This is a genomic window from Sodalis sp. RH24, from assembly GCF_047324145.1.
In the GTDB taxonomy this organism is placed as follows: Bacteria; Pseudomonadota; Gammaproteobacteria; order Enterobacterales; family Enterobacteriaceae; genus Acerihabitans.
This window is the reverse complement of sequence record NZ_CP178729.1, coordinates 4,522,598-4,546,711: the sequence shown is the minus strand read 5'-3', so window position 1 is coordinate 4,546,711 and position 24,114 is coordinate 4,522,598. Positions and strand designations below refer to the sequence as shown.

Genomic DNA, 24,114 nt, shown 5'->3' with positions numbered 1-24,114 from the left:
TTAATCCAGATTCCCACGCCAAGCGTCGTACCGGCTACAGTAGCTTGCTTTAGAGAGGTCAAAAAGCCATCCCCAAGATAGAACATGAAATGGCCAATCTTGAAATAAACAATAATAGATGCCAAAAGCCTAGCTACGAATACTAATATAATGAATAAAAATATATTACAAATAACTAACACGCTGAGTTTTTTGAGGTCAGTTATTCCCATCATTCTCGTCCGCATTATCTAAATACTCTTTTACAGCTCCGCCAAGCATCTCGCTAGAGAAAGACCCGCCTATAGCCCCAGTTAGATGTGCTGTATTTTCTTTAATCAAGCCAGAAAATTTATCAGTCATACCTTTTGAGACTTTATTTCCTATAACAGTACCGGCCCCAGCCCCAATCATAGCATTGGTCGGATCTTCACCTTTAGCTGCACTACCAATAGCTGCACCGCCTATATTTATTCCCACGCTGGGTAAAATAGCTTTTCCTGTGGTCGCCGCTGCGGTAACCCCGGCCATTACCACATCAACATAGCTAAAAGGATCGCCTCCGCTGAGTTGGACGCCTGTATTAACACCAACACCGATCGCAGCATTGGTTACCATCCCCGTTTTGATCGATTGGCCCAGCGGCCCCAATCCAAACATTAGCGCGGGGTCACCCATACTCGCATTCGAAGTATGGTAACCCCAGGTGTTCATAATGGTGTGGGCTTTCTGCTGCGCTTCGCTGTTGGGCGCTGACTTAAGATAATCTTGCCCCGTCAATAAGCCGGTCACCAGCTCTCTGGTTACCGCATCTCCATGTTGAGTCTGCATATCGGCCGCGTAAAGCCTGATATAGCTTTTCAGTTCATTACGTTCATCGGCCGTCATCGCTGCCGGATCTTTCTTGAACTGGCTGACCAACGCATCACTGCGTTTATCGGCATTTTCCAGCGCTAAATACTCCTTCGCCGTTTGCAGCGTCTTATCACCGTTGATGATTTTTTCCGCTAAGTCGTCCCGTTTTGTCGCGGAACGGGTGCTCAGGAAATTATTCTCCTCGACTATTTTTCCAAAATTTCAATTATTGGATCCTGAAGAACCGCTATCTTCAAGTCTAACTTTTATCCAGATGCCGATACCGAGAATTGAACCCGCTGTGATGCCTCTTTTTAGTGAAAGTAATGCTGCTTCTTTCCAACTGAAGGAAAAATAACCATGCTTGAAATAAACTAAAATTGAGGCAACAAAGCTCCCAATCATACAAAGACCGACAAAGACTAAAACACACCGACAAATAAGAGAGATAAGTAAATGTAATTTATTTGTTGTCATTTTTAAGCCCAACTTTGTCTAAATCATCCTTTACGCTACTGCTGATGATCTCGTTTGTTGTAGCCCCCCCCGACATTACCTATTAATCCTGCGGTTCCCTCTTTTACTGCTGTCGATAATCCTGTAGTAATGAATTTATCAGCTTTATTACCTAAAACAGTGCCTAGCCCAGCACCAATCATAGCATTGGTCGGATCTTCACCTTTGGCTGCACTACCAATAGCTGCACCGCCTATATTTATTCCCACGCTGGGTAAAATAGCTTTTCCTGTGGTCGCCGCTGCGGTAACCCCAGCAATTACCACATCAACATAGCTGAAAGGATCGCCTCCGCTGAGTTGGACGCCTGTATTAACACCAACACCGATCGCAGCATTGGTTACCATCCCCGTTTTGATCGATTGGCCCAGCGGCCCCAATCCGAACATTAGCGCGGGGTCACCCATACTCGCATTCGAAGTATGGTAACCCCAGGTGTTCATAATGGTGTGGGCTTTCTGCTGCGCTTCGCTGTTGGGCGCTGACTTAAGATAATCTTGCCCCGTCAATAAGCCGGTCACCAGCTCTCTGGTTACCGCATCTCCATGTTGAGTCTGCATATCGGCCGCGTAAAGCCTGATATAGCTTTTCAGTTCATTACGTTCATCGGCCGTCATCGCTGCCGGATCTTTCTTGAACTGGCTGACCAACGCATCACTGCGTTTATCGGCATTTTCCAGCGCTAAATACTCCTTCGCCGTTTGCAGCGTTTTATCACCCTCAATGATTTTTTCCGCTAATTCTTCTCGTTTTGTTGCTGAAGGCGTGCTTAAGAAGTTATTCTCCACCGCGTTTTTGCCAGCCTGCGCCCCCGCAGTCGCACCTGATATGCTGCCGCTACTGACTCCCGCCGCGATCCCCGACGCCAGCGTCGACAGCGCGCCCAGGTTCTCCTTTTGTTGCGATGTCAATTTATCGCTGTCCGCCGTGCCGTATAATGCCAGTGCTATCGCCGGCGCGGCCATTTCGCCGCTTGCCGCACCGGTCGCTCCCGCTACGGCGTTGGCGCCGCTTAGCTAGGTTATTACCCCGCCCAGGATGGCATGCGCCACCACGTTATTCCGCTTCTCCTCATCGCTCAGATTGTAAGTCAGAACTCGGCACAACTGAAGTAAAACCGTCACAACCTCGTTATTATACAGCAGGTTATGCACCTAATGGCGGCTCACGACAGACCAGCCCGCAGTTGAAGATAAGTGGGCGGTGGCTTGATGAACTGGGCTTTAACACTGGGCAAACGGTGGTGGTGACGTCTGAGCAGAGATGCTTGATCACCAAAACAGAACTTAACGTGTAGGACTAACGTTATAATCCCGGCACAAGGCCGGGATTTAATAGCAAGAAAGAGATCGGCTAAAAACCTTTTACTTTAAAGAGGCGAAAAAGAACTAGGCCTATTCCAGTTATCCCTCCACCTGCACCACCCACTTTCACCCCTCTTATAACTTCAGAATGAATTATTTCAAAATAACCATTAACAAAATAATTAATCATCACCAACGAAAAATAAGATATCTCGGCAATCAATATACCCGCTAGAAGCGATGTCATGAGAATGTAAGCATTAGGAACAAATGACCTCAATATTTAATCTCCGCCTTCCTGCTTAGCTATAATTTTTTGTATTCCATCTCCAGTCATTTCTGAAGTGATAGAGGCGCCTGCGTTACCAAAAGCACTAGGAATTTTACTCGGTAACATTTCTTTCGATATGCCAAGCTGCCCCTTAACTTCATTATATTTTAATAGCTCAGGGCGAAATTTTGGATCCCAGCCGCCAGTGACTGCTTTACCCACAGCATTCGTTCCTTTAGCGATAACCTTACCAAATCCATAACCTACAGCCCCACCGGCACCACCCGTTATTGCCCCAGTCAACGGATCATCACCCTTAATGGTATTAGTTAAAGCACCGCCTGCTGCATTCCAACCAAAGGTTCCAGCCAGCCCGCTTCCCATACTGGCTACATTCACCCACCCAGCCACTGCGGCGTTCACTGGATTTATGTCTTTATCGTCATCGTCCAGATATTGAACTCCGGCATTAGCCGCCGCGCCAAGCCCCCCCCATAGCCTGGGCCGCACCCGGTAACATTGCAACGCCAGCAGCATTAGCGATACCGGCGGATACTTTGGCATTGCCTTTCGCGATATCTCCGGCCAGTTGGGCTTTCTCCTCTCTATCCGTGTCTGGTATCTCACCCAGCCAGAACCCCAGTCCGGAACCCGCTGCCGCACCGCCCAGAGAGTTATTCTCCACAACATCTCTTTTTCAATCGTCATTCATCAGATTTTGTACATTTTGAATTTCTTAGCTTAGCCTCAATCCAAATTCCTATACTAAGGACTAATCCTACTGAAATTCCTTTTTTTGCTGCTGAAATAAACTGACTCAACCAATCAAAGTAAAAGGGGATGTCACTTATTATAAAAAAATAAGCAGCAACAGCCAGACTCACAAAAAAAATAGCTGTGAAAATGATTAAAGACCAATAAACAATCAAAAATATCAACAAAGTTAAACTTACTTGTTCAAATCTCATCATTTCATATCTACTTCATCTATTTGTTCTTTAACCCCATCACTCACTACTTCAGATATCACAGACCCTACTACCGCTCCACCTTTATCAGAAGTTGCTTTGCCAACAGCCTGACCTATAGAAGTCGAAGTAACTTGACCTGCTTTACCCCCAATCACTGAACCCAACCCAGCCCCGACTATTGACCCAACCGGATTTTCTCCTTTAGCAGCACTACCTATAGCAGCTCCGCCCATGTTGATTACAGCAGAGGCCCCCATTCCCTTTCCTGTTGTTGCTGCTGCGGTTACACCCGCCATCACCGCATCAACATAACTAAAGGGGTCGCTCCCACTAAATTGAACGGCAGTATTAGCACCAACACCGATCGCTGCATTGGTTAACATCCCCATTTTGATCGATTGGCCCAGCGGCCCCAATCCAAACATCAGCGCGGGATCGCCCATGCTCGCATTCGAAGTATGGTAGCCCCACGTCTTCATAAGGGTGTGCGCTTTCTGCTGCGCTTCGCTGTTGGGGGCTGACTTGAGATAATCTTGCCCCGTCAACAAGCCGGTCACCAACTCTCGAGTCACCGCATCGCCGTGTTGAGTCTGCATATCGGCCGCGTAAAGCCTGATATAGCTATTCAATTCATTACGTTCATCGGCCGTCATTGCAGCCGGATCTTTCTTGAACTGGCTGACCAACGCATCACTGCGTTTATCGGCATTCTCCAACTGCAAAAACTCCTTCGCCGTTTGCAGCGTCTTATCACCGTTGATGATTTTTTCTGCCAACTCGTCTCGTTTTGTTGCTGAAGGCGTGCTTAAGAAATTATTCTCCACCGCGTTCTTCCCCGCCTGTGCACCCGCTACCGCATTGGCCGAACTGTCGCCCGCCAGGCCGCCAGCTAAACCCGCAGCCAGTGTACTTAATACGCTGATGGTCTGCTTTTCTTCTTCGCTCAAGTCTTCGCGTTCGATATCTGGATAGAGATGCTGGGCAATATATTCGCCTATCACGCCCCCAGATGCCCCCGCTAAAGCACTGTTGCCATTCACCTGCGCCACCAGCGCGCCTAAGGCCGCATGCGCCATCAAGTTGGCTGTCGTATTCACTTCAGCCGTGCCCGCGTCAGTAGTCATATGGTGAATCCCTTGCGCCACATAGGGTGCGCCTGCGCCGACCAGCGCCTCCGCCATAGCTCCACCCGCCAAACCCTGCACTGCAGCAGTCGCCGCCTGGATCGCACGCTGGCAATAGCCACCGGTACCGAAGCCCGACTCCGTTAATGCCTCGTTATAGGCCGTCTGATATATACGTTGTCTGATATACTCATCCGACGGCGCTTCGCCTTGGTAATCCTTCCGCCACTGCGCTTCTGCCGCAATACGATCTTCGGGGTTCATGTTCTGTAGCTTTTCGTTCGCCGCCTGGGTAGCCATAATTTGCCCCTGAGTGCGCGCCACATCCGCCGCCTGGCTGCCTATTTCGCCAATCAGCCGCGCTTCCCTTAACCGCCGTTGCTCCTTCTCTTTATCGAAGATAGGACTAAGCGTTTGATGGGCGTTTGCAACATCGCGACTTAGGTCCGCCACATCCTGCCGGCCTTCCGGATTACGAAGAGTAATAGCACCTTCAGACACCGCCGATTGCGTGATAGAGCGACTGTTATCGTTGCTGTTGTTCCCCATCGGCATGGCGTTCGCCATATTGCCGGCAAACTGCCCGCCGATATTTCCGCCGTTGCCAAAATTCGCGCTCTGGTGCGTCACCTGAAAATCGGCCTGGTTCTCGATATTGCTAAAGCCCAGGGTGCCGGTAGTCAATGAATTATTGCCCGCCTCGGCGGTCGAACCAATCACCGCGCCGGTGAGCTGAGTATGTTCCCCCACCGTGATATCAAAACCACCCTTACCGGCGAAAATCCCCGTTTGCTCCTGCACCGAGCGGTAGCTGCTGTGTATCTTATCCCGGCTCAGATTAATATTTGCCGAACCACTCATCGAACCAAAACTGAAGCTGCCGCCCGCGCTAGAACTCTGCTGTTTGCAATCATAACTTTCTTGGTCCTGCACGCTGTTCAATGCCAGATTGCGGCCGACGTTCATCGTCACCGTCTCACCGCTTAGCTGCGCTCCGGCAAGGGTGGTATCACGCAGGCTGCTGATATTCAGCAAATTACCGCTAGTCGCCGTCATTACGCTATGCGTTATCTTATAGCCTTCCTCATTGCCGCTCCCCTTATTGATACTGGCCGACACATTTATGCCCCAGCCGCCCTGGCCAACACCAATACCTATACCGACGCTGCCTCCCTTGCTCTCATTTTTACCCTCCACGCGCAGCGTATTTTTAGCCGACTGAAGATTGATATCTCGCGCCGCATCGATGAAGATATCTTTCCCGGCCTGAAACCGGCCACCCCGCACGGTGATATCGCTGCCTGTGGAGCGGATGGATAAGTCTCTGGCCGCTATCAGTTGGCTTCCCTGGCTCTGTGTCCAACTAACGGTCTTCTCCGATTTAGAGGACTGGCTACCATAGGACAGACTAACGCCGATAGCATTTTTGTCATTGGCGTTTGTCGCCGCCAGAGCACCGCTTTGCGCGGCCTGCACACTGCTCAGCGCCGCCTTGATGCCCTGCAATGCCGCCAGGCGGTTATCGTTTTCCTTGCTGGCTTCAGCGGTATTGGTAGCCGCTGAATTTACCGCGCTGCCCACCGCGCCGGATAACGCCAATGTCAATCCACTCCATTTCTGCTGGAATTTTTGGGTCTGTGTGCTCTGGTTTTCAGCCGACATGATAGCAATGCTATTACCGGTCAGGTTGATATTTTTGCCCGCTAGCAACTCGGAGCCCCGCACCAGGATAGCATCGCCTGCATCCATTGTGACGCTGCCATGTGTAGCTCCCAGTATGCTGCCTGTATGGCTGATATTTAGCGCGCTATTAGCGTTATTAGTGATGCGGTTGCCAAAACGATAGCCGATGACACCGTTGTCGGAAAGTCCGGATGTCTTGCTCTGACTCTCCGCGCCGGCCTGAAAGTGGTTTTGCGCAGCCTCAACCATTATATTTTTTTTTGCCATCAATATCATATTCTGGTCGGCTACCGCGTTACTGCCTGCTATTTTGATATCGCCGCCACTCAATAAGATGATTTTCTGACCACTTAGCAGGCTACCACGGGACACGCTACTTCTCTCATCCCCTTGATACGCGGATTGGCTACCACTAATAAGCCGTTTACAATTGCTGTTGCCATCTTGTTTTGCATAAAGTTTATCTTGGCTGCCATACACGACGATGTCCCCCGCCGCTTTAATCGCTAATATGCCAGTCTCGCTTTGTACCTCATATCCTGTTAAAGCGCTATGCCCATACCCGGAAGTAACATGCGCCCCGGCCTGCAACTGGCTAGCCCGCACAGTGATATCGCCGCCGGTGGCGTGTATATTAAGATTCGCGCCCGCGGTCAACTGACTGCCGCGGTTTTTTGATTGGCTGATGAATTGCTCAGATTTGCGGGACTGTTTACCGTATGAGAGACTTACGCCGCCAACATCAATTTCATTGACATCACTGGGCTGTAACATTCCGCGCTGCGCAGTCATCTGTTTACTCAACGAGGCCTTTATATCCCGACGCGTGGTCGGCCCGCGATGGCTTTCTTTGACGGCTATAACACTACCGGAGACGGCCGACTTCACCATACTACCTATCATGCCGAAGGGGCTAGCACTCAGTCCGCTCCGCTTTAGCTCAAACTTATGAGTTTGAGTACTCTGATTTGCCACCGGGAGAATATCAACATCCTTACCGGCCAGATTGATTGCGTTACCCGCCAGTACATCCGAGCCTTGCACCCTAAGGGTATTGCCCGCGTAAAGGGTTACGTCGCCCTGTCTAGCGCCCACCGTGCTGCCAGTATGGCTGACAGCATCCAGGGTATCGGCGGTTTTCGTACGGAGATTATCGTTGCTAAAGCCGATACCGCCGGTACTGCAAAAACCTGATTTCTGGCTCTGGCTCGCCGCGCTGGCCTGATATCGATTTTCCGTAGCGTCCACCATAATGTCGTTGCCCGCCAGCAGTGAGATAGCCTCGCAGGCAACAGTATTACTGCCTAACACATTAATATTCTGAGCACTGTGCAGAACAACCTTTTGGCCGCTCAGCAAACTGCCCTTGGATGTGCTGCTGCGCTTTTCAATTTGGTAAACACTTCTTTTGCTGCTGACATAACCTTTACTGCTGCTGCTGCCCTGTTGCTTGAAATGCCGTTTGTCCCGGCTGGCTATGACTGAGATGTTACCTGCCGCTTGCATCTCTATCGCTCCTGTTTCACTTTGCATTTCACTACCCTGCAGCGTGATATCGCCCTGCCCGGCAACGACAAGTGTACCTTGCCGATCGTTAAAGACGCTGCCCAAAGAAATATCACTCTCCATATCAATTTGGCGCTGGCTTCGCCCGCTGCCCTCTTGCCGACGTTCGCTATCGCTTTCGCTCAACTGTTGGCGCGCTTCCTTAATGATTGCCTGTTGCGCACTCAAGGCGATACCGCCTGAAATACTGTCAACCGTGGCTCCTTGCGCGACAAAATTCTTTCCGGACAAAATCATAACGCCGTGATTACCTTTCAGTGTGCTGATGTGCAAAGCGTCTGCCCGGCGGCTGTTTCTTACCGCCGAAGTGCGGCCCCCCGCTTGCAGGTGAGTATTATTAGTGGTGGTATCGGCCAATAATGCGATATTCCCTCCAGCCCGCGCATAAAGCTTGCCACCGGCGGAGGCTTGGCTGCCTTGCAAAGTTGTATCATGAAGCGACTGCAAAATAAGGTCATTCCCCGCCGACAGGTGGCTGCCCAGCGCTTGCTGCCATTCCCCGTGGACCCGGGCCATCCGCGGCCCGCTTACCGTCATTGCTGCGCTTATGCTCTTATTCAATGGGTTAGCTATTATGCTCCGGCCTTCACCACCGCCTCGGTTGCCCAAGGAGCCGGAGATCATACTCAAATCCGTATCGGTGCGACTACGGGCCATGGTTATGCTTAGGCTATTGTCGGCACTGAGGCTGATATTTTCCTCAGCGCTGAGCCTGGCGCCCTGCAAACTGATATCGCCGCCGCTTATGCTGATATTACGGGCGTTCATACTGGCCTGACGCAGTGCGTCCCGCAGATTGGTGTTTAATGCGACACTGTCAGCATGTAAACGTATGCTGTCGGCATGGATGCCGCCGCCAGTATTGTTAAAGAGACGGCTGTCAATATTCAGCGCTCTATCTGCATAAAGGTTACCGATATTGTTGATGGTTTTCATGGACAATCGCAGATTACCACCAGCAATCAAGGCGCCATGCCCCGTTAATCCGGCTTGGTTCCGGGGGCTTATCAATGCGCATACCGCCTGTGTACAGCCGGCGACGTCGCCCGTAGTGCTCTTCAGCGAAAGGATCTGATTATGCAAAGCAGCGTGAAGTGTCGGCGTTAACGCCATAGGGGGCGTGAGATATGAATCTGTCGTGACTCCGGAAACATGTTCTTTGGTAATCAAGGCTAACTCGTTGGAATCGAAGGCGCTGTCGATAGCCGGCAGTAGTACAATAGCGGACTGCCATGCTCTGGGTGCACCATCGACCGCCGACGGATGAGTTACCCACTGCGCGCTGTCAAATCCCTCCGTATTCGGCCCAGTTACCAGCGCGTTGATTTGCGCTGGGTTGACCATGATATTCTCAAGGCGTGCGCCTTTAAGGGTGACATTGCCCCCGCCGTTAATTATCCCGTCGACGGTAGACAATGCGGTAGTCTCATCACGATTGAACGTGGGATACCAGTGTTTAGCGTCTCTGTCGTAGTGATCGACGATGTATTCCCTGCGCCGTTCATTTATTGAATAGGCCCGGTTAGTAATATTGGCGCCACCACTTGTGAGGTGGCCCCTGGCGCTAATGATACTGGCATCATTCATTAGCTGCCCGGCAACGCGCAGATCCATATTGCCACCTGACAATATGCTGGCGCCATTGCCAGCGGATACCAGTTTATCCCTGGTCACGGTTCCGTTCACCGTGCGCTCCCGCAAGTTACTGTAATCGGTCACAAACGGTATATCGGCAATCGCTATATGGCGTTCGGGACTCCATAGCTCAACCTGGCCCCGGTCATGTTCACGCCAAAACATATTGTGATAACGTGTAGGAGTAGATGTTTCCGGCAGTTTTAATATTCGTGACCCAGAGAAGCCAATCTGACGCGGCCCCCGCATTTCATAAAACGTCATGTTGTGGCTACCATCGGCATTCGGATCCAATGTCAGATAATGAGTCCACAGGTTCACCAGTTCTCCCCGATGGTTCTGCACACGCACTTCCACTCTTTGGGCAGCGGTGTCTATATTCAGCAATGTGCCATAGGGGTGAATGCCCGCAGCGTGCTCATCACGAAACGTCAGCCTTTGGGTCGTTGGCGCTACGGTATTAACGTCAGTATTCTCCTTAGAACCATACGAACGCCAATATAAATTATAACGATGCCAATTATAGTCGTTTTGCTCAGCATTCCGTGCAATATCCAACCCTTCGCGCAGGTTATCCAGGCGTTTGGCCTCTATCGTGATGTCTCCTCCGGCTTCGATATGACTGGCGCGATTTTCAATGACATTACCGCTCGTCAGATACATTGCCCCCCCACTGTGAATCAGGGCGCCGCCCATATTGCTTAGCCGCTCCCTCGTTTGCAGGTTGAGATGCTCAGTGGCGGCGATACAGCCGCCACTGCCTTTATTCTCAATAAGTTTGCTGCGGACGGTAAGCGATTTACTTGTTAAAGATGCGTTATTATTCAGAGTATCGAGATTGAGATTGAGCGTGATTGCTTCGATGCGCCCTTGATTGGACATTACGCCAGTGCTTACCTGCAACTTATTGGCCACCAGCCGGGCTAAATTATTAAAATGCGCGCTGTTGAGAGTCAGGTCGCCAGGCAATAGCCAATCCGCCACATTGTTTAATAACCCAGACACCGTTAGGTTAACAGCGCTGTTGCTGCTTAGCGTATCCCCATTCCGTTGGATAAAATCCTGTCGCATATTTAGCGTTAACGGCCGCTGGCTTAGCAACGTGCCGCCCTGGTTATCCAATAAACCGGTGTCGATCGCAAGGGTCCCACCGCTTTGGATATTGCCGCTTTGGTTAAACAGCGCCAGGTTTGACGCATCATCGCTCTGTACAGTAAGTGGGCCATGGCTTAAAATATGCCCGTGCCGATTGTCTAGCTTGTCTTGTAATATCAAGGTTAAGGCACCCGCGCTTTCTAACCGGCCCGCGGTATTGTCCAGCTCGCGCGCGTGGGTACATGTACGCGACTTGCCAAACACTATGCCGCCGTCGCGATTGGTCAATTGCCTGGTATGCACGTCCAATTTATCTTGGCTCGTTATAACGCCCTGATTGTTTTGCAACAGGTCAGTCAATATTCGCAGTGCCTGATTGGTACATAGTTTGCCTTGCGTATTTATGAACTCTCGGGACTTCAGTTTCACCGCGCCTTGGCTGGCAATATTGCCGTTGCGGTTATCCAAGGTGTCGCCAAACCGCATGGATAGATTATCAAACGCCCTAATTCTGCCATGTGAGTTAGCGAGATTACTCGTGTATATTGTGCTGTTCCCACCGCCGGAAAGGTTTCCGCCCTGGTTATCCAGTAAACCGGCGTCGATCGCAAGGGTCCCACCGCTTTGGATATTGCCGCTTTGGTTAAACAGCGCCAGGTTTGACGCATCATCGCTCTGTACAGTAAGTGGGCCATGGCTTAAAATATGCCCGTGCCGATTGTCTAGCTTGTCTTGTAATATCAAGGTTAAGGCACCCGCGCTTTCTAACCGGCCCGCGGTATTGTCCAGCTCGCGCGCGTGGGTACATGTACGCGACTTGCCAAACACTATGCCGCCGTCGCGATTGGTCAATTGCCTGGTATGCACGTCCAATATATCTTGGCTCGTTATAACGCCCTGATTGTTTTGCAACAGGTCAGTCAATATTCGCAGTGCCTGATTGGTACATAGTTTGCCTTGCGTATTTATGAACTCTCGGGACTTCAGTTTCATCGCGCCTTGGCTGGCAATATTGCCGTTGCGGTTATCCAAGGTGTCGCCAAACCGCATAGTTAGATTATTAAACGCCCAAATTTTGCCATGTGAGTTAGCGAGATTACTCGTGTATATTGTACTGTTCCCACCGCCGGAAAGGTTTCCGCCCTGGTTATCCAATTTTCCGGTGAGTCCTATTTCAAGCGTCCGCGCTCCTTGCATGAGTCCGTGGTCACGATTGAGCAACTGGTCCGTAAATAGAGATAATGTACCCTCACACAATACTTTGCCGGCGTCATTATTCATCAGACTGCGCTCGCCGGGAAGCAATATCAAATCTTGCTGAGCCGTCAGGACGCCGCCTTGATTATAGATATTGCGTTTACTCTCCAAACCTAACCTAGCGCCAGATTTCATCTCCCCCTGGCGGTTATTTATCTCATACTGCGAACTGATTTCCAGATTTAACTGGCTTTGCACCGTCCCTTCTTGATTGTTTAACGATTGTGTGGTGACTGCCAGGGCCTTGCCGCTTTGAATGTTTCCGTTCTGGTTAAATAGGGACAGACCAGACGCATCAACACGCTCTATTGTAAGAGAGCCATGAGTCACGAGATGCCCGTGCCTATTGTCTAACTTTTCCAGTAATGTCAGGATAGAGGAACCCGCGCTTTCTATCCGACCCGCGGTATTGTCGAGCTCGCGCGCGTTCACCACGGTAAATAACTTGCTAAACACTATGCCGCCGTCACGATTGATCAAATGCTTGGTATGCACGCCCACTGTATCCTGGCTATTGATAACACCCTGATCGTTCTGTAACAGGCCAGCCGAAATTCGAAGAGGCCGATTGGCACAAAGTTTGCCTTGTGTATTTATGATATCTCTGGACTTTATATTTATAGATCCTTTACTGACAATGTCACCGCGGCGGTTATTTATCCCAGACCTTGACTTGATAGCCAGATCTGACTGGCTTTGCACCCTCCCCCCCGTATTATTTAAATAATGAGCGGTGACGGCGAGTGCCCCGCCGCTTGAGATATTGCCGCCCGAGTTAAATAGCGATTGAAGAGAAATATTGCCGCCATTGATATCAAGCGCGCCCGTGGATGAGATGTACCCCTGCCGGTTGTTTAATAGATCAACCAATAGCAGGGTTAACGAACTGTCACTTTTTACCTGTCCCGCGGTATTGTCCAGCTCACGTGCATGCACATCCATGCTCGTCGCGCCCTTCAGCATACCGCCGTTGCGGTTGTACAATCGCACGGCTTGTAGCGTCAATGCATCTTGGCTACTGATGACACTTCGAGAGTGTTGCCCTTGTTTACTCTCTATCCGCGGTGGCTGATTGGCTTCTGGCGCGCTTGGAATATTGAGGATAGTTTCGGCATGTAGACGCTGAGCCCGCCGGCTGAGAATTTCACCATCGCGATTATCCAAAACGCGGGTAAACTGCATGACCAACATGCCTGATGACTGAATGCTTCCTAAAGAATTGATTAAACCAAGCGCGCGCACATTACCGTTGCCATCGCTCACGACATTACCGTCCTGATTTTCCCATGTCCCTGCGAGGTCTATTTCAAGCTCCCGATGGCTATGCACCATGCCGCGCTCGCGGTTGGTTAAATGTCCCCCTTGCAGTGATAATGCGCCTTCACTTGATATCTTGCCTGCGTCATTATCAAACAAGCTCTTCATACCGCCTTGCCAGATCAAATCTTGTTTTGCCTCTAACACGCCGGCTTGATTAGAGACATTCCCTTTACTTTTCAACGTCAGGTTTGCGCCTGATAACATCTTGCCGTGGCGGTTATTTATCCTCTCTCCAGCGGTAATGGCCAGATTGGATAAGCTTTGCAGCGTGCCCGCTTGGTTATTCAACGTAACAGTATTCAGTTCCAAGCTGCCCGTACTGCTCAAAACCCCCATTTGGTTTGAATGCAGATGATTCACATGCCAGCGTTGCGCTGTATCGCTCAGTACTAAAAAACGTCCGCGCAGGTTATTCAGGTCGGCGGCATGCAATCCGATCTGCCGTGCTTCAATAACCCCATCAGTGTTATCCAGTCCACCCGAAAGGGTCATATAGCTTTTACCCTGGCCTTCCTGCAACCAAACGCCCTCCTGGTTTAACAGACCATCGGCGAAAATCTGCCAACGTCCAGCCCGGATGCGGGCGTGTCGGGTATCAATGTCGCCGGCGCTCTCCACTATTAACTCCCCACTTTCCACATGCGCCTGTTTCAGGACAACGCCTTCCGTTGCTGTTAATTTGGCCCAGTCGGCCTTCAAACGGCTTTGTTTTAAATTCACTCGAGGGCTTGTGATATCGACTCTATTCAGGCTCATTAAACTACCGCTGGCGTTTACCACCGACTGACTTCTAAGTGTTAAATCCGCCATGCGATGCAGTGTGCCGCTCGCATCACTGCCCGCTAACAGTCGCCCGCTGCTCTGAATGGCTTTTTCAGCGCATAATGAGACATCGCCCGCCGCCGCCAGCGTGCCGGATTGCTTAATCTTCCCCTGCCGGCTTACCAGGATAAGCTCTCCGCCACTGTAGAGTTTGCCGGAATGTTCAACACTACCCCTGGCTGTCAGGGTAATATCCCCTGTGGCTACTGTGGTAGGTTCCGTTAATCCAGACTGCAAGAACAATTTGCCCTCGCTGCTCACCGTTAGCGTCTTCTCAGCCACCAAGTGCCCGCCCTGGTTACGTACGCCTACCCCGGATTCTGTGCCGATCATCCTGATATGGCCACTATACATCCCTCCCATTCGCCCCATATCGATAGCAAACTCAGCAGGCTTATCCTTTCCACCAGGCAATGTGCCTATTATTCTGCCCTTTGCATTGATTTGGTTGCGCCCGGCGGCGATTGAAATGCTTTTTTTGGCCCAGATTCCTGCGTTTACCTGCACCGCTTGCGCCATGATATCGACATATTGGGTATCGTGGCGCGCGTTCCTGTTGAGACCACTGCCTTCAATCCGGATTAGCCCACGTTCCACATGATAGCCAGCAACAGTACCATCCGCATTAAGCTGTGGTTTACCGGTGGTGAGCGTCATACGCCCGGCATTTATGGTTCCGCAGCCGTCGCATAGTATGCCGGATGGGTTGGCGACGATGACTTGCGCCTGACCGCCTGCCACTTCGAGATAACCCCGCAATTGGCTGGGATCGCTGCTGTTCACTTGATTAATAATGACACTTGCGGGTGCGACATTGGGATCGAATCTGCTATTTCCCGGAATATCACCTGCTAATTGGGTCGATGTCATCACTGCAGAGTTATTGAGGATGGCTCCTTCTTGGCCGACATCGAACTGCTGAAAATGATTGTGTGAAACTCCCGCCTGGTTGGGAGCATTGATATTGACTTGTGGTAACCCATTATGCGTTATTACCACCTCTGGGCGCTGTTCGGGTGCAAAGTGGCCATCGGCGATAATTCCGCCGGCAGACACGTAGCAGGGAAACAATGCCAGACCGATACGCCACACGACACAACGCAGCGTTATCCATATGCGCTGCATGCCAGTACCGCGGCGTTGCCCTGGCCTAGCGCCGCAGCTGCGGGCCAGCTCCGAGACTACCCTTAACTCACCCCGTGATCGGCTGAAAATAATGCAATAGCACTGTTTATTCATAACTGACTTCCCTGTTTAAAAAATATCCATTTTAAAAACACCAACAGAGTGGTACTAACATTGACCTTTATAGTTCTACATTGATGCTAAAACCGCTGGTGAGGCCGGAGGTATGGAACTTATCCGGCTTAACCAGCGGGACGCCGGCAAAAAAATCAAAACTAAGACACTTCCACAATGCGCCCCGCAGACCTAAGGCGCCGCCAGCCAGTTGATGTTCTGCCAAATAGCGGGTGCCGAGACCATCCGCACGACCATAATCCAACGCCCAATGGAGTTTTTGACCACGCGACCATGGATTTCAAGTCAACTTATTGCGCCAGGTAATGCCTTTGTCGCCGGATATTTTTTTTCCCCTGCAAATCCACGGATGGTGTAGCGCCAGACAATCCTGTTTCGTCAATCGCTGGTAACGTCCCGATCACCAGGTATAATCTTTGATATCGGCATTAGCGTTGTACACATCGGTAAAATTCTCCAACGCTTGTTCGATATCGCGCAGGTTAAGGATATCTCCTGTAACTGACGGCATGGCATTCCATAATCTGGCGCGGTAAGACACGGCCCGACAAACTGGATTTTAGCAATGCGTCCGGGCTGAAGCGTTAGCGCCAACATCCCTTGAGTAATATCTTGATTCTGCGCCATAACGCGCGTGGTCACATGCCCATGATCTATTTTGTATTTTGTATTTTGTCGATAGCCAGCCGGCTGCCCTTTGCTTCCAAGCAAGGTCCTTTCGCTTTTTTGGCAGCGTCAAGCGCCCATTGAAAATGTCTGGCGGTATCCCCTTCTAATTTGATGGTGTTGATAGTGAAACAAGGAGATTCATTAGCTGGGTAATCAGGCAATAAAACATTTGCGCGGGTGAGCCGAATGTCTCTTTTCGGAAACAAATGCTGCTGAAAAACCCGTTCCCACTCCAAGTGCCGAGTTTGCTCCTGAGCGTCAAACGAAGCAGAAATGTCCTTTGTCGGGAATGCGTGTATACTGGCTAACGCAAGCGCTGAATGTTGAACAACCAAGAAGAAAACGCCAGATCTAAAGGCGTGGATCAGAAAGTTATATTGGATACAATTCATCCCTGTATACCTCAATCAATTCCAATAAGCATAAGACACGCCTTCCGGTGCGGGTTATTAGGTAGAAAATTTACGATTCCCTTTTAATGGCTTTTTTAAGGGTGTGTTTTCCTACGCCGCGTGATTACGGTTTAATCCCCAGTTTATCAACTCACTATTGCAGTTTACGGGAGCAGACACCCTTGCTCGTTCCCGGCAGTTAACCTGCGAATATTGTCTGCAAGCACATCAAGGCCATCGTTGCAGGACAATGCTTAGATTATAACGGTGAGAATAAATAGCGTTATAAATTACAATCATTTGTACTATCATGCTTATAAAAAATATACACATATCTTAAGTAAATACAGTGTGATTACAATAACGCCAGTTTAAACAGAATGCGTTTTAGTTTAGAAAAGGGATAATAATACATTATTATGCTGCTGCATTTAAAAATAGCGATTATGATAATGTTAGTATTGTTTAACCATGCGACTGGAGAATAGGCAGCATGTGTTCGCAAACTACGCCTTTAGGTTATTCATCAATGCTTTTCATGGGCGCGTGCAAGCGAACATTTCATCAATTCGGACGTTTCAGTCTATGCGACCAAGACGATTTATCATATTCCTCTATAGACTTCGACCGTGTCGTGCCGGAATTTAAGACCCATCCTTCACGCTGGAACAACCATATCCATTTGAACAGGTGCTTGTCATTCCCGTTATGGCGGTGAGCGACGCTGATGCGTCGTGCTGTCGGGCAAGCTAAACCAGCGTTAGCTATAGCCCTGATCGTTTCATCATTCGCGTGTGGCCCGGTTCGCCGTTTTTGACAATCTATACAAGGGTGCAAACAAAGCCTGGAGAGTAAGAGGAGAAGCGAGATGCAGATATATTTTTTGGAGCGGGTGAAGGGAATCGAACCCTCGTATGCAGCTTGGGAAGCTGCCGTTCTACCATTGAACTACACCCGCACGGCCGCGCTCGGGGAAAGCGCGAGAGGCATTATAACCTTATGCCGGTGCCTGGCAAGCGGTGCGGCGATTAACTGCGTGAGTTTTAAGCGGTTATCCCCTAATAAAAAACGGCGCCCCGGAATATTGGCGCGCAACCAACATTCAAGGCGCCGTTTAGCTGCTGCCTGCGGGGCGTTAAGCCCGCCGGCCCAGGTCATTGACCGGCTGGGGTACCGGCCCGTTATTTCTGCGGGCGCAGCGCCGGGAACAGGATCACGTCGCGGATGGTGTGGCTGTTGGTAAACAGCATCATCATGCGGTCGATACCCACGCCCAGTCCCGCCGTCGGCGGCATGCCGTGTTCGAGGGCGATAACGTAGTCCTCGTCGTAGAACATGGCTTCGTCGTCGCCGGCATCCTTGGCGCTGGCCTGTTCGGCAAAACGCGCCGCCTGGTCTTCGGCGTCGTTCAGCTCCGAGAAGCCGTTGCCGATTTCGCGGCCGCCGATAAAGAACTCAAACCGGTCGGTGAAGAACGGGTTTTCATCGTTACGGCGCGCCAGCGGCGAGACCTCGGCCGGGTATTCGGTGATAAAGGTCGGCTGGATCAGGTGGCTTTCGGCGGTTTCTTCAAAAATCTCGGTCTGGATACGGCCCAGGCCCCAGCTTTTTTCGATCTTGATGCCGAGCGACGCGGCGATGGCGCTGGCCTGTTCCAAATTGTCCAGATGGGCGGCAACGGTTTCCGGGCGGTAATGGCAGATGGCTTCGCGCATGGTCATCTGGGTAAAGGGTTTGCCGAAATCAAAGGTCTGGTCGCCATACTGTATGACGCTTGTGCCCAATACCCGCTCGGTCAGGGTGCGGAACAGCTCTTCCACCAGCACGATGAGATCGCGATAATCCGCATAGGCCATATAGAGTTCCATCATGGTGAACTCGGGATTATGGCGCGGCGAAATGCCCTCGTTGCGGAAGTTGCGGTTGATCTCGAACACCCGTTCAAACCCGCCGACCACCAGGCGCTTGAGGTACAGTTCAGGCGCGATGCGCAGGAACATATCTATATCCAGCGCATTATGGTGGGTAACAAACGGCCGGGCGGCGGCGCCGCCGGGGATGCTTTGCATCATCGGCGTTTCCACTTCCATAAAGCCTTTATCCACCATAAAGCGGCGGATTTCCGCCATGATCTGCGAGCGCACTTTAAAGGTATGGCGGGATTCGTCGTTGGCGATCAGGTCCAGGTAGCGCTGGCGATAGCGGCTTTCCTGATCCACCAGGCCGTGGAATTTATCCGGCAGCGGGCGCAGGGCCTTGGTCAGCAGGCGCAGTTCGGTGCAGTGGATCGACAGTTCGCCGGTCTTGGTCTTGAAGACTTTGCCGCGCGCGCCGAGAATATCGCCCAGGTCCCATTTTTTGAACTGGTCGTTATACAGGCCCTCGGGGAGTTCGTCGCGGGCGACGTACAGCTGGATGGTGCCGCCGACGTCCTGCAGGGTCACAAAAGACGCCTTGCCCATGATACGGCGGGTCATCATGCGCCCGGCGATGCTGACCTCGAGCCCCAGTTCCTGTAGTTGTTCGTTGCTGTGTTCGTCATAGGCGGCATGCAGCGTATCGGACGTGGCGTCGCGGCGAAAATCGTTGGGAAAAGCATTGCCCTGCGCCCGCAGCAGCGCCAGTTTTTCACGGCGCGCCGCGAGTTCGTTATTGACATCCGTCGCCTGCGGGGCACCGCCCTGTGATTGTGATTCAGACATCTTGGTTCCTCATAGCCCGGCTTTAAGGCTTGCTTCGATAAATTTATCCAGATCGCCATCCAGTACCGCCTGCGTATTGCGTGTTTCCACGCCGGTGCGCAAATCCTTGATACGGGAATCGTCCAGGACGTAAGAGCGGATCTGGCTACCCCAGCCGATATCGGACTTGGTGTCTTCCAGCGCCTGCTTTTCGGCATTTTTCTTCTGCAGTTCAAACTCGTACAGCTTGGCCTTTAACTGCTTCATCGCCTGTTCTTTATTTTTATGCTGCGAGCGGTCGTTCTGGCACTGGGTGACGATATTGGTCGGCAAATGGGTAATACGCACCGCGGACTCGGTGCGGTTTACATGCTGGCCGCCGGCGCCGGAGGCGCGGTAGACGTCGATGCGCAGATCCGCCGGATTGATTTCGATATCGATATCGTCATCCACTTCCGGGTAGGCAAAGGCGGAGCTGAACGAGGTATGGCGGCGGCCGCCGGAGTCGAACGGGCTTTTGCGCACCAGGCGGTGCACGCCGGTTTCGGTGCGCAGCCAGCCGAAGGCGTATTCGCCGATGACCTTGATGGTGACCGATTTAATGCCGGCCACTTCGCCATCGGATTGTTCGATAATTTCGGTTTTAAAGCCGCGGGCCTCGGCCCAGCGCAGGTACATGCGCAGCAGCATGCTGGCCCAGTCCTGGGCTTCGGTGCCGCCGGATCCGGCCTGGATATCCAGGTAGCAGTTGGCGCTGTCGTATTCGCCCGAGAACATGCGGCGGAACTCCAGCTGGGCCAGTTTGGCCTCCAGCTGATCGAGCTCGGCGATAGTGTCGTTAAGGGTTTCCTCGTCGTCTTCCTCCACCGCCAGTTCCAGCAGGCCGGACACGTCGTCCAGTCCGCGGGTCATCTGATCGATGGTGTCGACGATGGCTTCAAGGGAGGCGCGTTCCTTGCCTAAGGCCTGGGCGCGCTCGGGGTCGTTCCAGACATCGGGCTGTTCCAGGTCGGCGTTGACTTCTTCCAGGCGTTCGCGCTTGAGATCGTAGTCAAAGATACCCCCTGAGAACTTCCGTCCGTTCAGACAGGTCCTGGATGCGGTTTTTTACCGGATTAATTTCAAACATGAGTTCAGTTAGCTCGTAAAGAAAAGATAGGCATATAAGCCCGGTATTCTAACGGATCCGCACCCCGGTGTGTAGCATATTGCGCTTACAGCGGCCAGAGATGCTGGATTAATAATTGCACCGTGCGGTTGCCGCGATATTCGTTCACGTCCAGCTTGTAGGCGAGCTCCACCAGCCGCACGCTGTTGTCGGGCCAGAGGGTGTTATCGACATTAAAGGCAATGCCGTCCAGCAGCGGACCGCCGGCCACCGGTTCGACCATCAGCTTCAGGTGCTTGTCTCCCACCAGCTTTTGCTGCAGCACGCGGAATTTGCCGTCGAACAGCGGTTCCGGAAAAGCCTGGCCCCAGGGGCCGCCGTCGCGCAGGATTTCGGCGGTGGCCAGGGACAGTTCGCCGCCGCCCAGTTCGCCGTCGGACCAGATAATGCCGTCAAGCAGCGCCGGATCCAGCCATTCGTTGACCAGTTCGGCAAAACGCAGGCGAAAAGGCTCAAACTGCGAGGCGTCCAGGGACAGGCCGGCCGCCATGGCATGGCCGCCGAATTTCATGATCATGCCGGGATGCAGCGTATCGAGCCTTTCGAGCAGGTCGCGCATATGCAGGCCCGCCACCGAGCGGCCCGAGCCTTTCAGGATGCCGTCGCCCGCCGGGGCGAAGGCGATGACCGGGCGGTGGAAACGCTCCTTGATACGCGAGGCCAGGATGCCCACCACGCCCTGGTGCCATTCGGCGTGGTAGATAGCCAGGCCATAGGGCATTTCGTTTTGGTTTAGCTCCATCTGGCCGCACAGCGCCAGCGCCTCCACTTCCATGCCCTGCTCGATTTCGCGCCGGGTCTGGTTAAGGGCGTCCAGTTCACCGGCAAGCCCGCGCGCCTGCGCCAGGTCGTCGGTCAGCAGCAGCGCCACGCCCACCGACATATCGTCCAGCCGGCCGGCGGCGTTAAGCCGCGGCCCGAGGGCAAAACCCAGATCGCCGGCGCTGAGCCTGGCGGTATCGCGGTTGGCAACCTCCGCCAGCGCCCGGATACCGGGACGGCAGCGGCCGGCGCGGATGCGGCTGATGCCCTGGTGCACGAGAATGCGATTATTGGCGTCCAGCGGCACTACGTCGGCAACGGTGCCCAGCGCCACCAGATCCAGCAGTTCGGCAAGCTTGGGCACCGGGATATTTTTTTGCGCAAACCAGCCGCTGTCGTTAAGCCGGGCGCGCAGCGCCAGCATCAGGTAAAACGCCACGCCGACCCCGGCCAGGGATTTAGAGGGGAAAGCGCAGCCGGCCAGGTTGGGATTAACGATGGCGTCGGCGTCCGGCAGGGTGTCGCCGGGCAAGTGGTGGTCGGTCACCAGCACCGGGATGCCGTGTTGATGGGCCAGATCGACCCCCGCATGCGACGAGATGCCGTTATCCACCGTAATGATAACCTCGGCGCGGCGCGCCAGCGCCTGCACCACCACCTCGGGGCTAAGGCCGTAGCCGTCCTCGAACCGGTTCGGCACCAGGAAATCCACATGGCCGGCGCCCATCTGCCGCAGCGCCATCACCATCAGCGCGGTGCTGGTGGCGCCGTCGGCGTCAAAATCGCCCACCACCATCAGGCGGCGTTCGTCAGCCAGGGCGCGTACCAGCAGATCCACCGCGCTTTCGATACCGTCCAGTTGCCCATATGCCAGCAGCCCCTTGACGCCGCGCTCCAGCTCGCCGGCGCCTTTGACGCCGCGCTGCGCATAAAGACGGCGCAGCAAAGGATGGATATCCATCTCGCGCAGTCCTTCGGCGCTTGCCTGCGGGCGGCGGCGCAGTTCGGTTTTGATTTTCACCGCCGTCAGCCGCCCGCCTGCTGCTGATCGAGCATCGCCGCCATTTCCTTCGGGCTTTGATAGCCCGGCACCATGGCGCCGTTGTCCAGCAGCACCGCCGGCGTGCCCTGAATGCCGTATTGCACGCCCAGCTGGTAATGTTTGCTGATATCGGTATTGCAGGCGGCGGCGGGCACCGGGTCGCCGTTCATGGCTTTATCAAAGGCGGCATTGGGGTTGGCGCTGCACCACACCGAGACCATGTCTTTTTCCGCCTGGGAATTGAGCCCCTGGCGCGGGAACGCCAGGTAGCGCACGGTAATGCCCAGCCCGTTGTAGTCTTTCATCTGCTCGTGCATCTTGTGGCAATAGCCGCAGGTGATATCGGTAAAGACGGTAATGACATGTTTTTGCTGCGGCGCTTTATAGACGATCATCTGGTTTTGCAGCGCGTCCAGCCGTTTGCCCAGCAGCTGGTTGGTCACATTGACCGGCTGGCTGCCGCCGACGTCGTACATCGGACCCTGGATGACGTGTTTACCGTCGTCGGAGACATACAGCACGCCGCTTTCGGTCAGCACGGTTTTCAGCCCCGCCACCGGCGCGGGCTGGATTTCCGCTTGATGCACCCCCAGGCGCGCCAGTGAGTGCGTAATGGCGGCGTCATCGGCGCAGGCCAGGCGGGAAAGCGACAGCGCCGCAAAAGAAAGCAATACCAGGCTCGGTTTCATTGTCAGTCCTTATCTCTTGATCCTAAATGGGTCTTGTTGGTTTATGCCACGCAGGTGGTGATCAATACGTTGATCCCCGTCAGGCCCGGGGATGATGCTGCTGATGAATCAGTTTAAGACGTTCGGTTGCGACATGCGTGTAAATCTGGGTGGTGGACAGGTCGCTGTGGCCCAGCAGCAGTTGCACCACGCGCAGGTCCGCGCCGTGGTTAAGCAGATGCGTGGCGAACGCATGGCGCAAAACATGGGGGGAGAGCCGCTCGCTGTCGATACCCGCCAGGATCGCATAATGCTTGATGCGATGCCAGAAGGTCTGCCGGGTCATTTGCCGGCTGCGGTTGCTGGGGAACAAGACGTCGGCGCTCTGGCCGTTCATCAGCCAGGGACGGCCGTGCTCCAGGTAATATTCCACCCAGTATACCGCCTCCTCGCCCAGGGGCACCAGCCGCTCCTTGTCCCCTTTGCCGGTAACCCGCACCACGCCCTGGCGCAGACTGACATCGCTCATGGTCAGGCCCACCAGCTCCGAAACGCGCAGGCCGGTGGCGTAAAGCACCTCCAGCATCGCCTTGTCGCGCACTTCGATGGGCTGGTCCAGCACCGGCGCGTTGAGCAGCGCGCCGACCTGGTCCTCGCTGAGCCCCTTGGGCAGGCGCTGCGGCAGCTTCGGCGCCGCCAGCGCGGCGCTGGGGTCGTCGTCGCGCGCTTTTTCACGGTACAGGTACTGGAAAAAGCGCCGCATGGCGCTCAGCAGGCGGGCGGAGCTGGTGGCCTTATAGCCGTGCTCCAGGCGGTCGGCCAGGAACGCTTGCAAATCCGCCGCGCCGGCGGTTTGCAGGTCCGTCTGGCGGGCGGCCAGCCAATCGGCCAGGGCCTGCAAATCGAGACGGTAGGCCGACAGGGTGTTTTCGGCCAGGTTGCGCTCCAGCCACAGGGCATCGAGAAACTGCTCGATCCAGGGGTTGTTCGATCCTGGGTTATTCTGCTGCTGCATCTGGGCCCCCGGTGTTTTTCATGCCTGCATTATGCCTGATTACGCGGTGAATCTGGTAC

14 protein-coding genes and 1 tRNA gene are annotated in these 24,114 nt (G+C 53.2%); 2 read left to right on the top strand and 13 right to left on the bottom strand.

Annotated elements, in window-relative coordinates:
- Positions 1-198 precede the first annotated feature (198 nt).
- A complete protein-coding gene (locus ACL2XG_RS20620; protein WP_413723563.1) occupies positions 199-867 on the bottom strand; it encodes an adhesin in 669 nt (222 codons plus the stop codon).
- A gap of 16 nt (positions 868-883) precedes the next feature.
- Between ACL2XG_RS20620 and ACL2XG_RS20615 the strand changes: the two genes are divergently transcribed.
- On the top strand, positions 884-1,192 hold the full coding sequence (locus ACL2XG_RS20615) for a hypothetical protein (RefSeq protein WP_413721397.1): 309 nt from the start codon (positions 884-886) through the stop codon (positions 1,190-1,192).
- Positions 1,193-1,346: 154 nt separating this feature from the next.
- Here the strand turns inward: ACL2XG_RS20615 and ACL2XG_RS20610 are convergent, their stop codons facing one another.
- Positions 1,347-2,315, bottom strand: a complete 969-nt coding sequence (locus tag ACL2XG_RS20610) for a VENN motif pre-toxin domain-containing protein (RefSeq protein WP_413721398.1) — start codon at positions 2,313-2,315, stop codon at positions 1,347-1,349.
- Here ACL2XG_RS20610 and ACL2XG_RS20605 point away from each other — a divergent pair.
- Complete coding sequence (locus tag ACL2XG_RS20605; protein WP_413723562.1) at positions 2,255-2,647, top strand: SymE family type I addiction module toxin; 393 nt, start codon at positions 2,255-2,257, stop codon at positions 2,645-2,647. The two genes, ACL2XG_RS20610 and ACL2XG_RS20605, sit on opposite strands and share 61 nt — an antisense overlap.
- A gap of 290 nt (positions 2,648-2,937) precedes the next feature.
- On the opposite strand, the gene ACL2XG_RS20600 is transcribed toward ACL2XG_RS20605, so the two are convergent.
- From ACL2XG_RS20600 to xerD, 11 genes are all read right to left on the bottom strand, one after another.
- Positions 2,938-3,462: an adhesin gene (locus ACL2XG_RS20600; protein ID WP_413721400.1), complete on the bottom strand. Its 525-nt coding sequence runs from the start codon at positions 3,460-3,462 to the stop codon at positions 2,938-2,940.
- Positions 3,463-3,629: 167 nt separating this feature from the next.
- Positions 3,630-3,896, bottom strand: a complete 267-nt coding sequence (locus tag ACL2XG_RS20595; protein ID WP_413721401.1) for a hypothetical protein — start codon at positions 3,894-3,896, stop codon at positions 3,630-3,632.
- On the bottom strand, positions 3,893-15,637 hold the full coding sequence (locus ACL2XG_RS20590) for a hemagglutinin repeat-containing protein (RefSeq protein WP_413721402.1): 11,745 nt from the start codon (positions 15,635-15,637) through the stop codon (positions 3,893-3,895). Before ACL2XG_RS20590 ends, ACL2XG_RS20595 begins: the two co-directional genes overlap by 4 nt.
- Positions 15,638-16,058: 421 nt before the next feature.
- Positions 16,059-16,169 carry a POTRA domain-containing protein gene (locus tag ACL2XG_RS20585; protein WP_413721403.1) on the bottom strand — a complete coding sequence of 37 codons (111 nt, stop codon included), beginning with the start codon at positions 16,167-16,169 and terminating at the stop codon, positions 16,059-16,061.
- Positions 16,170-16,311: 142 nt separating this feature from the next.
- Positions 16,312-16,719 carry a hypothetical protein gene (locus ACL2XG_RS20580; RefSeq protein WP_413721404.1) on the bottom strand — a complete coding sequence of 136 codons (408 nt, stop codon included), beginning with the start codon at positions 16,717-16,719 and terminating at the stop codon, positions 16,312-16,314.
- 884 nt (positions 16,720-17,603) lie between these two features.
- Positions 17,604-17,677: transfer RNA gene (locus tag ACL2XG_RS20575), tRNA-Gly, on the bottom strand.
- 223 nt (positions 17,678-17,900) lie between these two features.
- Positions 17,901-19,421 (bottom strand): lysine--tRNA ligase, encoded by a 1,521-nt coding sequence (gene lysS / locus ACL2XG_RS20570; protein ID WP_413721405.1) that lies wholly within the window; start codon positions 19,419-19,421, stop codon positions 17,901-17,903.
- Between the two features lie 9 nt (positions 19,422-19,430).
- Positions 19,431-20,529 (bottom strand): peptide chain release factor 2 gene (gene prfB / locus ACL2XG_RS20565; protein ID WP_410013617.1). Its coding sequence is split into 2 segments (ribosomal slippage): positions 19,431-20,453 and positions 20,455-20,529, totalling 1,098 coding nucleotides; the frame shifts between segments, so codons are not numbered across the junction.
- Positions 20,530-20,614: 85 nt separating this feature from the next.
- Complete coding sequence (gene recJ / locus ACL2XG_RS20560) at positions 20,615-22,351, bottom strand: single-stranded-DNA-specific exonuclease RecJ (protein WP_413721406.1); 1,737 nt, start codon at positions 22,349-22,351, stop codon at positions 20,615-20,617.
- Between the two features lie 5 nt (positions 22,352-22,356).
- Positions 22,357-23,061 carry a bifunctional protein-disulfide isomerase/oxidoreductase DsbC gene (gene dsbC / locus ACL2XG_RS20555; RefSeq protein ID WP_410013615.1) on the bottom strand — a complete coding sequence of 235 codons (705 nt, stop codon included), beginning with the start codon at positions 23,059-23,061 and terminating at the stop codon, positions 22,357-22,359.
- A gap of 79 nt (positions 23,062-23,140) precedes the next feature.
- Complete coding sequence (xerD, locus tag ACL2XG_RS20550; protein WP_410013614.1) at positions 23,141-24,055, bottom strand: site-specific tyrosine recombinase XerD; 915 nt, start codon at positions 24,053-24,055, stop codon at positions 23,141-23,143.
- Between the last annotated feature and the right edge of the window lie 59 nt (positions 24,056-24,114).

Excerpts from the sequence above, each read along its gene's own strand:
- ACL2XG_RS20585 (WP_413721403.1), bottom strand. The coding sequence starts at position 16,169 with ATGCCGTCAGTTACAGGAGATATCCTTAACCTGCGCGATATCGAACAA.
- lysS (WP_413721405.1), bottom strand. The coding sequence starts at position 19,421 with ATGTCTGAATCACAATCACAGGGCGGTGCCCCGCAGGCGACGGATGTC.
- ACL2XG_RS20590 (WP_413721402.1), bottom strand. The coding sequence starts at position 15,637 with ATGAATAAACAGTGCTATTGCATTATTTTCAGCCGATCACGGGGTGAG.
- ACL2XG_RS20600 (WP_413721400.1), bottom strand. The coding sequence starts at position 3,462 with ATGCTGCTGGCGTTGCAATGTTACCGGGTGCGGCCCAGGCTATGGGGG.
- dsbC (WP_410013615.1), bottom strand. The coding sequence starts at position 23,061 with ATGAAACCGAGCCTGGTATTGCTTTCTTTTGCGGCGCTGTCGCTTTCC.
- xerD (WP_410013614.1), bottom strand. The coding sequence starts at position 24,055 with ATGCAGCAGCAGAATAACCCAGGATCGAACAACCCCTGGATCGAGCAG.
- ACL2XG_RS20595 (WP_413721401.1), bottom strand. The coding sequence starts at position 3,896 with ATGATGAGATTTGAACAAGTAAGTTTAACTTTGTTGATATTTTTGATT.
- ACL2XG_RS20580 (WP_413721404.1), bottom strand. The coding sequence starts at position 16,719 with ATGAATTGTATCCAATATAACTTTCTGATCCACGCCTTTAGATCTGGC.
- ACL2XG_RS20605 (WP_413723562.1), top strand. The coding sequence starts at position 2,255 with ATGTCAATTTATCGCTGTCCGCCGTGCCGTATAATGCCAGTGCTATCG.
- ACL2XG_RS20620 (WP_413723563.1), bottom strand. The coding sequence starts at position 867 with ATGACGGCCGATGAACGTAATGAACTGAAAAGCTATATCAGGCTTTAC.
- ACL2XG_RS20610 (WP_413721398.1), bottom strand. The coding sequence starts at position 2,315 with ATGGCCGCGCCGGCGATAGCACTGGCATTATACGGCACGGCGGACAGC.